At 48.5% G+C, this 11,857-nt stretch carries 11 protein-coding genes; 4 read left to right on the top strand and 7 right to left on the bottom strand.

Annotated elements, in window-relative coordinates; translation table 11 throughout:
- Positions 1-11: 11 nt before the first annotated feature.
- From map to JXR92_RS11160, 4 genes are read left to right on the top strand one after another with little or no spacing between them, the layout of a single operon-like run.
- A complete protein-coding gene (gene map, locus JXR92_RS11175) occupies positions 12-866 on the top strand; it encodes a type I methionyl aminopeptidase (RefSeq protein WP_138345482.1) in 855 nt (284 codons plus the stop codon).
- Positions 867-887: 21 nt separating this feature from the next.
- Positions 888-2,120 (top strand): DNA recombination protein RmuC, encoded by a 1,233-nt coding sequence (locus JXR92_RS11170; RefSeq protein WP_138345484.1) that lies wholly within the window; start codon positions 888-890, stop codon positions 2,118-2,120.
- A gap of 13 nt (positions 2,121-2,133) precedes the next feature.
- Positions 2,134-2,700, top strand: a complete 567-nt coding sequence (gene xpt / locus JXR92_RS11165) for a xanthine phosphoribosyltransferase (protein ID WP_117600538.1) — start codon at positions 2,134-2,136, stop codon at positions 2,698-2,700.
- Positions 2,701-2,712: 12 nt separating this feature from the next.
- Positions 2,713-4,047 carry a nucleobase:cation symporter-2 family protein gene (locus JXR92_RS11160; protein WP_138345486.1) on the top strand — a complete coding sequence of 445 codons (1,335 nt, stop codon included), beginning with the start codon at positions 2,713-2,715 and terminating at the stop codon, positions 4,045-4,047.
- Positions 4,048-4,174: 127 nt separating this feature from the next.
- Here JXR92_RS11160 and nqrF read toward each other — a convergent pair whose 3' ends face one another.
- The 7 genes from nqrF to JXR92_RS11125 all read right to left on the bottom strand — a co-directional run bounded on the left by nqrF (position 4,175) and on the right by JXR92_RS11125 (position 11,750).
- The gene (gene nqrF / locus JXR92_RS11155) at positions 4,175-5,449 is read right to left on the bottom strand and encodes an NADH:ubiquinone reductase (Na(+)-transporting) subunit F (RefSeq protein WP_117600539.1); all 1,275 of its coding nucleotides are present in this window, start codon (positions 5,447-5,449) and stop codon (positions 4,175-4,177) included.
- Positions 5,450-5,466: 17 nt separating this feature from the next.
- Positions 5,467-6,093 carry an NADH:ubiquinone reductase (Na(+)-transporting) subunit E gene (nqrE, locus tag JXR92_RS11150; RefSeq protein WP_005828321.1) on the bottom strand — a complete coding sequence of 209 codons (627 nt, stop codon included), beginning with the start codon at positions 6,091-6,093 and terminating at the stop codon, positions 5,467-5,469.
- A 113-nt stretch (positions 6,094-6,206) separates the two neighbouring features.
- Entirely contained in the window at positions 6,207-6,845 is a 639-nt protein-coding gene (locus JXR92_RS11145; RefSeq protein WP_117600540.1) for an NADH:ubiquinone reductase (Na(+)-transporting) subunit D, read from the bottom strand.
- A gap of 4 nt (positions 6,846-6,849) precedes the next feature.
- Positions 6,850-7,539 carry a Na(+)-translocating NADH-quinone reductase subunit C gene (locus tag JXR92_RS11140; RefSeq protein WP_117964443.1) on the bottom strand — a complete coding sequence of 230 codons (690 nt, stop codon included), beginning with the start codon at positions 7,537-7,539 and terminating at the stop codon, positions 6,850-6,852.
- 17 nt (positions 7,540-7,556) lie between these two features.
- The gene (locus JXR92_RS11135; protein WP_117600542.1) at positions 7,557-8,726 is read right to left on the bottom strand and encodes an NADH:ubiquinone reductase (Na(+)-transporting) subunit B; all 1,170 of its coding nucleotides are present in this window, start codon (positions 8,724-8,726) and stop codon (positions 7,557-7,559) included.
- Positions 8,727-8,779: 53 nt separating this feature from the next.
- On the bottom strand, positions 8,780-10,129 hold the full coding sequence (locus JXR92_RS11130; RefSeq protein WP_138345488.1) for a Na(+)-translocating NADH-quinone reductase subunit A: 1,350 nt from the start codon (positions 10,127-10,129) through the stop codon (positions 8,780-8,782).
- 220 nt (positions 10,130-10,349) lie between these two features.
- Positions 10,350-11,750, bottom strand: coding sequence for a C1 family peptidase (locus JXR92_RS11125; RefSeq protein ID WP_138345490.1), 1,401 nt, complete (start codon positions 11,748-11,750; stop codon positions 10,350-10,352).
- Positions 11,751-11,857 lie beyond the last annotated feature (107 nt).

The raw sequence follows: 11,857 nt of genomic DNA, 5'->3' as shown, positions 1-11,857 counted from the left end.
AAGAAAAGACAATGAAAAAGTTCATGAAAGGAGTCCGGTTTACTCCTAAAAACTATTCCGACGAAGTAGAAGCCAAAATTCAACATTATAAGAAAGAAGGATATAAACTGCCGATGCGAAGCGCACTCCGTACCGAGGAGCAGTTGGCCGGTATCCGTGCAAGCGCCAAAATCAACACAGCCCTGCTGAATTATCTCTCCGAGAACATTCGCGAAGGCATGTCCACAGCCGAAATTGACCACATGGTGTATTGCTTCACCACAGACCACGACGCCATCCCCGCCCCCTTCATGTACGAAGGCTTCCCCAAAAGTGTGTGCACCAGCATCAACGATGTAGTGTGCCACGGCATTCCCAGCACCAGGGAATTCTTGAAAAGCGGTGACATTGTAAATGTCGATGTATCCACCATTTACAAAGGTTACTTTGCCGACGCATCACGCATGTTCATGATTGGCGAAGTCAGCCCCGACATACAGAGGCTGGTGCAAGTCACCAAAGAATGCCGTGACATAGGCATACAGACCGCACAGCCCTGGGCACGCCTCGGTGACGTAGGCGCCGCCATCCAGGAACATGCAGAAAAGAACGGATACAGCGTGGTACGCGACCTCTGCGGACATGGCTGCGGCGTCAAGTTCCACGAAGAACCGGATGTGGAACACTTCGGCAAACGTGGTACGGGCATGCTGATAGTGCCGGGCATGACGTTCACCATCGAACCGATGATTAACATGGGAAGCTACGAAGTCTTTATCGACGAAGCCGACGGATGGACCGTCTGCACAGACGACGGACTGCCTTCTGCCCAATGGGAAAGCCAAATCCTGATTACTGAAGACGGAAACGAAATATTGACACAATAAGGCGGACACTTCAAAACATCTATGGAAATATTATTACTGATTATAGGGATAATCATTGGAACCGTAGTCGGCTATCTGGCGGCAGACCGCAAGTCTGCCGCATTGAAGGCCGAAATCAGCGGGACAAAGAAGGAAATAGAATTATTGAAGTTGCAGAAGGAAGAAGCCGAAGCATTGCACAAGCGCATGAATATCGAGTTCGAGAATCTCTCCAACCGTATCTTCCAAAGCAAAGCCGAAGACTTTACCAAGCTGAATGCCGAACACCTGGGCAATCTGCTCCGTCCGCTGGGTGATAACCTGAAGGACTTCCGCCAAAAGGTGGAACAAGTATACAGCACCGAAGCCAAAGAACGTTTCTCGCTGGGTGAACGCATCAAGGAACTGGTGGAGCTGAACAACCGCCTCAGCGAAGATGCCAACAACCTGACTCGTGCCTTGAAAGGAGACTCCAAGATGCAAGGCAACTGGGGCGAAATGATTCTGGAACGTCTGTTGCAAGCCTCCGGACTGATTGAAGGCGAACACTACTTCCGCCAGGAGTTTCTAAAAGACGAACGGGGCGAAGCCATCATCAACGAGGAAAGCGGGCAGAAGATGCAGCCCGACATCATCGTGAAATACCCCGACGAACGGGAAATGATTATCGACTCCAAAGTGTCGCTGACTGCCTATGCTGCCTACACCTCTGCCGAAAGCAAGGAGGAGCAGGCACACTTCCTGAAAGCACACCTGCAATCTGTCCGCTCCCACATCGACGAGCTCAGCCATAAAGACTACTCGCATTATGACGCCCAATCGCCGGATTTCGTCATGATGTTCATCCCCACCGAAGGTGCCTACCTCCTCGCCATCCAAAGCGATACCCACCTCTGGGAATATGCCTACAACAAAAAGGTGGTACTGATGAGCCCCACCAACCTGATTAGCGCCCTGCGCCTCTCGCTCGACCTTTGGAAGAAGGAGAACCAGGTAAAGAATGTGCAGGCCATCATCAAGCGCGGCACCATCTTATATGAAAAGATTGCAGGCTTTACCGACACCTTCCTCGGTATCGGCGACCGACTGGCCAGCCTGCAAAGGGATTACGACAAAGCCTTCAACCAGCTCTCGGACGGTAACGGCAGCGTAGTGCGCCAGGCCGAAATGCTGAAAGGCATGAGCCTCACTCCCAAGAAACGCATTTCTCCAAGATTGCTGCCCAAAGATACCATTCAAGAAGAAACAGAAGAGGAAAACGATAACATTCAATAAAACATCATCCAACATGAAAACTCTGAAAGACCGCATTCTCAAAGACGGAAAATGCTTCCCCGGAGGCATTCTGAAAGTAGACAACTTCATTAATCACCAAATGGACCCCATCCTGATGAAATCCATCGGCGTGGAATTTGTCAGACGGTTCGCTTCCACCTCCATCAACAAGGTCATTACAGTAGAGGCGAGCGGAATTGCCCCTGCCATCATGGTAGGTTATCTGCTGGAACTGCCCGTAGTATTTGCCAAGAAGAAGAAACCGAGTACCATGGAAAACATGCTGACCACCACCGTATTTTCCTTCACCAAGAACCGTTCGTACGAGGTCTGTGTCAGCAAGGACTTCCTTTGTCCGGGTGACAAGGTACTGTTCATTGACGACTTTCTGGCCAATGGCAATGCAGCCAAAGGCATGATTGACCTTGTGAAGCAGGCAGGTGCCGAACTGGCCGGTATGGGATTCATCATCGAGAAGGCTTTCCAGCATGGTGGCGACGAATTGCGCGAACAAGGCATCCATGTGGAATCACTTGCCATCATCGAGAGTCTGGACAATTGTGAGATTAAAATCAGATAAACCGCTGCACACATGGAGGACAATCAAGAAGGAGAAAAGTTAAAAAACGGACTGATATACGGACTGAATGACAAGCCACCTTTCAAGGAAGCATTCTTCGCCGCCCTGCAACATCTGCTTGCCATATTCGTTGCCATCATCACACCTCCCCTCATTATTGCCGGAGCACTGAAACTCGATGCCGAGACCACCGGTTATCTGGTATCCATGGCATTGTTCGCTTCGGGCATTTCAACGTTCATCCAGTGCCGCAGGTTCGGAGGATTGGGTACGGGGCTGCTATGCATCCAAGGAACCAGTTTTTCCTTTATCGGACCCATTATTGCTGCCGGAACGATGGGCGGGCTTCCGCTTATCTTCGGTTCTTGCATCGCAGCATCTACCGTGGAAATGTTCATCAGCCGAATCTTGAAATATACCAAGAGAATCATTACGCCCCTCATTTCGGGAATCGTTGTCACTCTCATTGGAATGAGTCTGATAAAAGTGGGAATTACTGCTTGCGGAGGCGGTGCGGCAGCGCAAGCAGACGGTAGTTTCGGCAGTCTGCGCCATGTGGGACTGGCGGCCCTGGTGTTGCTACTCATCATTGCCTTCAACCGTAGTTCCAACCGGTATATGAGGATGAGTTCCATTGTCATCGGATTGGTTATAGGCTATATCGTGGCATGGTTCATGGGGATAGTAGATTTTACATCCATACAAAGCTATGGCGGTTTCAATCTCCCGATGCCGTTCCGTTACGGATTGGACTTCAGCATCTCAACCATCATTGCCTTAGGACTTATTTTCATGATTACCGCTATCGAAGCATACGGTGACATCACAGCCAATTCGCTCATATCCGGCGAACCGGTGGAAGGAGAAACATTCGTAAAACGCGCTTCGGGCGGTATCCTTGCCGACGGCTTCAACTCCATGCTGGCAGGTATGCTCAACTCTTTTCCCAACTCCGTATTTGCCCAAAACAACGGGATGATACAACTGACGGGAGTGGCAAGCCGTTATGTAGGTTACTATATAGCAGGATTCCTGGTAATACTCGGGCTTTTCCCCGCCATAGGCCTGGTATTTTCATTGATGCCGGAACCGGTATTGGGCGGCGCTACCCTGCTTATGTTCGGAACAGTGGCAGCGGCAGGCATACGCATCATCGCCGCACAGGAAATCAACCGTAAGGCAACATTAGTCATGGCTATCAGTTTCTCTTTGGGACTAAGCGTAGAACTGGTTCCGGAAATATTATGCCAACTTCCCGAAATACTAAGAAATATCTTCTCTTCGGGAATTACCACCGGAGGAGTAACAGCCATTCTGGCAAATGCACTGATTCATATCAAGGAATAAAAGAAAAAACTGCGAAGAATCCACTCCACTTTCTTTCATTAGAGAGGAAAATACCTCGAACAAAAAAACTCCGGCAAGACCCTGAAGGCCAAGCCGGAGTTTTTTATCTCAAGACGGATAAGGAAGGTTATCCGCCAAAGTTATCGAACATCAGGTTCTGAGCCGGAACGCCGAGGTCGTCGAGCATCTTCTCAACAGCCTTCGACATCGGGCCGGGACCGCACATGTAGTATTCGATGTCTTCGGGAGCTTCGTGGTCTTTCAAATAAGTCTCGTAAATTACATTGTGTACGAAACCCGGAGTGTACTTCACGCCCGCTGCATCGGCTGCCGGATCGGGACGGTCCAGTGCAAGATGGAACTTGAAGTTGGGGAAATCCTTTTCAATCTGCAGGAAGTCTTCCAGATAGAACACTTCATTCAATGCACGTGCACCGTAGAAATAATTCATCACGCGATCTGTAGTGTGCAGTGTCTTCGTCATATGCATAATCTGTGCACGCAACGGAGCCATACCGGCACCACCACCGATCCACATCATCTCCTTCTTAGAGTCGAATATCGGATGGAAGTCTCCGTAAGGACCACTCATGGTTACCTTATCACCCGGTTTCAGGGTAAAGATATAAGAAGAAGCGATACCCGGCATTACATCCATGAAGCCCGGTCCCTGGTCTTTCGGCTTAAACGGAGGCGTAGCGATACGTACCGTCAGCATGATGCGGTCGCCTTCGGCAGGATAGTTGGCCATGGAGTAAGCACGGATGGTTTCTTCGTCATTGCGGCACTTCAAGCCCAACAGACCGAATTTCTCCCATGCAGGCAAGTATTCCTTACCGATAAGTTCCTTATCGATGTCCTTATCATAATCCATCGAATATTTAGGAATCTTAATCTGCGCATAAGAACCCGGAACGAAATCCATGTGCTCGCCTTTGGGCAAAGCAACGATGAACTCTTTGATGAACGTAGCCACATTCTTGTTGGAGATAACCTCGCACTCCCACTCTTTTACGCCCAGTACGCTTTCGGGAACCTTGATAGCCATATCGCCTTTTACCTTCACCTGGCAACCCAGACGCCAGTGATCTTGTATTTGCTTACGGCTGAAGTGCGGAGTCTCAGAAGGCAAGATTTCACCCCCACCTTCCATTACCTGGCATTTGCACTGTCCGCAGGAACCTTTACCACCGCAAGCGGAGGAAAGGAACACACCGTTTACAGACAGCGTATTCAGCAATGTAGAACCGGAAGCTACGTCCAGTTCCTTATCACCATTGATAGTCAGTTTTACATTACCCGAAGGCACCAAGAAATTCTTGGCAACCAGCAGGATAACAACAAGCAGGATGACAACCACGAGGAATACTCCAATGCTTGCTAATATCATATTCATATCCATTGTTTTATTCCTTTCTTTTAGATGTTCAAACCAGAGAAACACATAAATGCCATTGCCATCAGACCTACAGTGATAAACGTGATGCCCAGTCCTTTCAGTGGAGCCGGAACGTCAGAATAGGCCATTTTTTCACGGATGGCAGCCAAGCCTACGATAGCCAGCAACCAACCGATACCGGAGCCCAACGCATAAGAGACAGCATCAGCAATGCCACCGATGAATTTCGGGTCGCTCTCACCCAGCGTGATGCGCTGCTGCATGAAAAGAGAAGCACCCATGATGGCACAGTTTACAGCAATCAACGGCAGGAAGATACCGAGTGAAGCATACAGCGAAGGGCTGAAACGCTCTACAATCATTTCCACCAACTGAACGATAGCTGCGATTACAGCAATGAAAAGAATAAAGCTCAGGAAGCTGAGGTCAACGCCTTCAATGATTGCGTTGGCAGCCAGCACCTTTGTCTGCAATAAATAGTTGACCGGAAGCGTAACTACCAACACGAAAGTTACGGCGATACCCAGTCCCACGGCAGTCTTCACATTCTTCGATACGGCAAGGTAAGAACACATACCGAGGAAGAACGCGAATATCATGTTGTCCACAAAGATAGAGCGGACGAATAAACTTATTAAATGTTCCATATCTCTTCGATAAATTAAGAATTAAAGAATTAAAGAATTAAAGCAATGAGAACTTGTACTGCAGCAGAGCAGCCCATTTTTCATTCTTTCATTTTTCATTCTTCATTTATTTATTACTGCTTTTCCTGCAATTCTTTGTGACGTGCACGCTGATACCAGATGATGCAAGCGCAAAGAATCAATGCCATTGGCGGCATCAGCATCAAGCCGTTGTTCACATAGCCCAACTTCTGCAGAGGTTCATAGTTCAAGATGTTGAAACCGAGCAACGTTCCCGAACCCAGAAGCTCGCGGAAGAAAGCTACGATTACCAGAATCTTGGCATATCCCAAACCATTACCCACACCGTCAAGGAAAGACTCCCAGGGACCGTTCTGCATGGCAAATGCTTCCAAGCGCCCCATCAGGATACAGTTGGTAATAATCAGACCTACATATACAGAAAGCTGCACACTTACATCGTAAGCAAAAGCTTTCAGAATCTCACTTACAATAGTTACCAACGCGGCAACAACCACCAGCTGAACGATGATACGGATACGGTTGGGTATCGTCTTACGCAGCAGTGAAATCACTACATTGGAGAATGCCGTAATCACCGTCACTGAAAGACCCATCACAATGGCGGGCTCCAGCTTGGCAGTAACAGCCAAAGCAGAACAGATACCCAATACCTGCACGGTAACAGGATTGTTCAGTCCCAGCGGAGTAGAGAATATTTCTTTATTCTTCTTTGAAAACAATTGTCCCATATTCTTATTCCTCCTCATTATTATTAGTTAAAAAGTTCTTGTAGCTGCTCAGACAAGCCTTCAACATAGCATCCACACCAACAGAAGTGATGGTACCACCGGAAATGCCGTCCACCTGATAGTCAGGTTTCTCTACCTTGCCGTTCTTCACAACACCGAGGGCCACCTCGCCGTTCTCCAATGTTTTCTTTCCAGTGAATTCACCCTGAAACTGGGGAGTTGCAATTTCGGCACCCAGACCCGGAGTCTCACTGGCATGGGAGAAGTAAACACCGTAAACGGTATCCTTGTCGCTATTCAGTGCAACATATCCCCAGATAGCACCCCAAAGACCGGCGCCGTAAACGGGAAATACATATTTCTTCTCACCGTCAACCTCTGCCACGAATACATGCAGACGGTTATTTTCTTTGGCTTCTTTCTCGTAAGCGGTAGCAAATGCACCGGTATTCTCAGTCAGCTTACCGTCAACGTTCATCAGCATATCGCCCTTTACATATTTATTATATTCAGCTTCGGCATCCTTTACGTCCTTGATGTTGAGTGCAGCAAGAATCTGCTTCTTCGTGTCAAGTTCCACGTTCTTGTTCTGCGTCTCGCGCAAGGAAGAACTTACGAATGCCAGCAGGAATGCAACGATAACAACCATTACCGAAGCATAAATGATAGTATAACTATTACTATTGGTATTCATTTCTTTTCCGGTATTTATTAATTGTTAGACTTGATTGCACGTTTCTCGCGACGGCTGATGTTGCCCTGTACCACACAATAGTCAATCAGCGGAGCGAAGATATTCATCAGCAGAATGGCAAGCATCATACCTTCGGGATAACCAGGGTTGAGCACACGGATAATGATAGCCATGACACCAATCAGGAATCCGAAGATATACTTACCGGTCTCTGTACGTGCCGATGTAACGGGGTCGGTAGCCATGAACACGGCACCGAAGCAGAAACCACCCAGCACGAGGTGTTCGTACCAAGGCATCTGTGCCATCGGGGTGTCGGGACCGATTGTATTGAATACCCATGCCATGAAGGCGCCACCTACGAATACGGAAAACATCGTCTTCCAGCTTGCAATGCCCGTCCACAACAGCAAAATGGCACCCAGAGCGATGGCAATTACGCTTGTCTCACCGATAGAACCCGGAATAAGGCCGGTCACCATGTCCCAAGAGAATTCCGGAACGGCGCCCGAGGTAGCGGCTGCACCCAGCGGAGTAGCTACCGTCAGTCCGTCTACCGACTGCCCCAGACCAAAGATGCTGTCGCCCGATACCCAAACGGCATCACCCGACATCTTCGTAGGATAAGCAAAGAACAAGAATGCACGGGTAATCAAAGCTACGTTGAACACGTTCATACCCGTACCACCGAATACTTCCTTAGCAAAAATTACAGAGAATGCAGTAGCCACCGCTAGAATCCACAACGGGCAGTCTACCGGAACAATCATCGGAATCAAGATACCGGAAACCAGGAAGCCTTCCTGAATCTCCTCCTTCTTCCACTGAGCCACTACGAACTCAATGCCGAGACCTACTACATAAGATACAATGATTTTTGGCAATACAGCCAAGAAACCGTAGATGAACATTTCCCAGAAGCCGCCGGTGGCACCGGTAGCATGGAAATGCTGGTAACCTACGTTATACATACCGAACAGCAGTGCCGGTACTAACGCAATAACCACCATCGACATGATGCGTTTGCTGTCAATGGAGTCGTGAATATGCGTTCCCGATTTCGAAGTGGCATTAGGCACGAACAAGAATGTTTCGAAGCCGTCGAACACCGAACGAAATGCGTGGAATTTGCCGCCTTCTTCAAAGTTCGGCTTTATCTTGTCGAGATAATTTCTTAACGCTTTCATTAATATATTTACGATTTTACGATTTACAATTTACGATTTGCCATACGCCCCGATTATGCCATTTCGGCACGAAGCATATCGAGTCCTGCACGTACGATGCGCTGCACTTCCACTTTGGAAGAACATACGAATTCGCAGAGAGCGAAATCTTCAGGAGCTACTTCGTAGATACCCAGAGCCTCCATACGGTCAATATCACCTGCAATGATTGCTTTCACCAGATATTCGGGGAAGATGTCCATTGGAAATACGCGGTCGTATTCGTTGGACATAATCATGTGACGTTCGCCACCCTTGATACGGGCATCTATCACATATTCCTTCTTGCCCATCAGCCAGCTGAAGTAAGAGCGGTTGACGCTGAACTGATTAAAGCGCGGCATAATCCAACCCAACATTTCATGGATTTCATCTCCTTCGGGAATAACGGTCAGCTGGCTGTCGAAAGAGCCGAGGAAGCCGTTCGGAGAAATTTTCTTACCGGTCAGCACGTTACCGCTGATGTAGCGGAGGTCCTTGTCGGTAGTCACGTTACCTTTGAAAACGTTCGTCAGCAGAGCGCCGACTTTCAGCTTGCAATAAGCGGGTTTCAACACTTCGGAACCCGTTACAGCTACCGTACGGGTCAAGTCTACATGACCGGTATTCATCAGACGTCCGATGAAAAGTACGGCTTCGGCACTGATAGTCCAGACCGTTTCACCTTTCACTACCGGAGAGATGTGGTTAATCTGTACACTCACGTTGCCTGCCGGATGCGGTCCGTCGAAAGCTGTTACGGTAACGTTCTTTGCCTGCACAAGGGCAGCAGCCTTTTGTTTTACACTAATACCCAGATACGTCTTTGCCATCTTTGACAAAGCGTCGAGTCCCGTCTGGAAGTTTGCTTCTTCTCCTTTCAGAGCGAATTCGAAATCGGGAGCCAGAGGATTACTGTCGAAAGCCGAAATGAAAATAGCTTTCGGAGTCACCGTCGGGTCAGCGATAACGTCGTACGGACGTTGGCGGATGAAAGCGAACATACCTGCCTGCAAAAGAGCTTCTTTTACCTGCTGGCCGCTCATCTTGGACGGGTCCATCTTGCCAAATTCCTCATAGTCTTGTTCAGTGGCAGCCTCTACAACGATGTTCAGCACCTTACGGCGCGCACCACGCTCCACGCTTGTCACTACGCCACTGACGGGCGAAACAAATTTCAATTCAGGATGATTCTTGTCGATAAACAAGGGTCCCCCGGCCATCACATATTCCTGCTCTTTGACCACCACTTTCGGAGTGATGCCTGTATAGTCATCGGGAATCAGAGAATAAAATCCTGGTTCCTTAACAGACACAAGTTCCTGGGCAGCAGCGCCTTTCAGGTTGATGTCAAGGCCTCTACGTAACTTAATTACATTTGCCATGCGTTTATTTAAAATAATGGTTTCATTAATTTGCCGCAAAAGTAGCAAAAAAGAACGTGAATAAAGAGCAAAAAAGAAAGGAATTACGGAGAAATTTCCGTAATCCCTTTCGTTAACGAACACGAGAACAAGGATTAGGGATTAATACCCTGCGGAATCATAGTGCAGCCCACTAATCCCTAATCCTTAACCCCTAATCCTTAACCCCTAATCCTTATCATCACTTTTCTTCAGCAAACATCGGGTCCCATGCCGGCAGGCGGACAGGCTTTTGTTTAAACAATTCCATCACTTTGGCAGGAACATACTTTGTCTCCACTACCAGACGGAACATGTATTCATTGAACCACTCGTCGGTCATGATGAGATGTCCCTGGTAACCGGAAGCAGCTCCCCAGCTATTCTCTACCATCCACTTTACGGGCTTTCCGTCTTTGTTCAAGTCAACAGCCATCAAGGTCATGGCGTGGGAAGAGCCACTGGAGAAAGTCTGGATACGTTGCTTCTTGTCCATCCCGAAGGTGGTGCCCATCAGTGATTCGTAGTCATAGTTTTTCACATCGAGCAGACCGCGTTCGGAGTTCAGGAACTTGCCCACATCGCAAGAGAAGTACATCATGGTGCTGTCCTTCAAGGAGGCAATGGCCATCTCTTTGATGTCCTCTACGGGCAGGTTGACATAAGTCCAGTTCTTGCCGTCGTAACGGTGGCGGTCATAGTCTATTTCATAGCACTTGTAATACTCGCGACTGGGGTCGTTCATCAGCATTACGTAGTTGGTCAGCAGTTGTTTGTCTCCATATTTCTCAAGGAAAGACATGGGAGTGTGATGCTCTGTCTCCACAGGATTGCCCTTGGCATCGTGGCGGACATAGTCGAACTCCGTGGGAGGTACACCAAGGTTCAGCACCAACATGCGGTAGATGGTTCCGAGCATTGTGGTTTTCTCCTTCTCCAGAGCTGCGGGCTTGGCACCGGCGGCAGCCATATCACGTAGTTGCAGACCATACTCTTTCAGCTTCAGAGAGATGAGGTTGGCCATGCGGGAGGTATTTTCACTGCTGTTTGTTTCAGGCATGGCATCTTTAGGAACAAGGCCGTATTTGGAAACAATGTCGGCCACACCGGTAAAGGTACCCCCATCGCTCAGCGGATGCTGGAAGAGCCATTCTACGGTTTTATCAGTCAGGGGACTCTTGGAGGTGTCGATGATGCCTTGCAAGAAGAGGTTTGCCTTCTCCAACTGGTCCCAGAAGAAAGGATAGACTTCGGAGAACTCAAAAGACTGGAAACCGTATTCGGCAAGGGTCTTGGCCCGCATCACGTTGAGCCCGGTGAACAACCAGCAACGGCCGGACGACTTCTGGTCGGTGATGCCTCTGGACTCTACCTTGACGGAGAAGTGGGTATCCATGCCCTGCATATTCTCCTGGTTGAGTGCCAGTTTACGGATGTCATTATTGCCTATGGCATTGCGGAGAGCCTTGTCGGCAGCCGTGCCTTGATAACTTTGCTTGATTTGCCCAAGCATTTCGGGGCTGATGCCGCCTTTTCCTTCTTGTGCCTGCACAGAAAGCAGTGCGGCACTCAGAACAATTACAGATAAAAATCGTTTCTTCATTCAGATTATGTGTTTTTAGTTATTGATGTCTTGCTTCGTGAAGCAGACAAAAGTAATGTCTTTTTTGATAATTTTAGTGACATCTTTAGATTTATTATCTATTACAG

This window comes from Bacteroides parvus (assembly GCF_017309675.2).
GTDB classification, from domain to species: Bacteria; Bacteroidota; Bacteroidia; order Bacteroidales; family Bacteroidaceae; genus Bacteroides; species Bacteroides uniformis.
The sequence above is the reverse complement of the archived record's forward strand: the minus strand, read 5'-3'. Positions and strand labels throughout refer to the sequence as shown.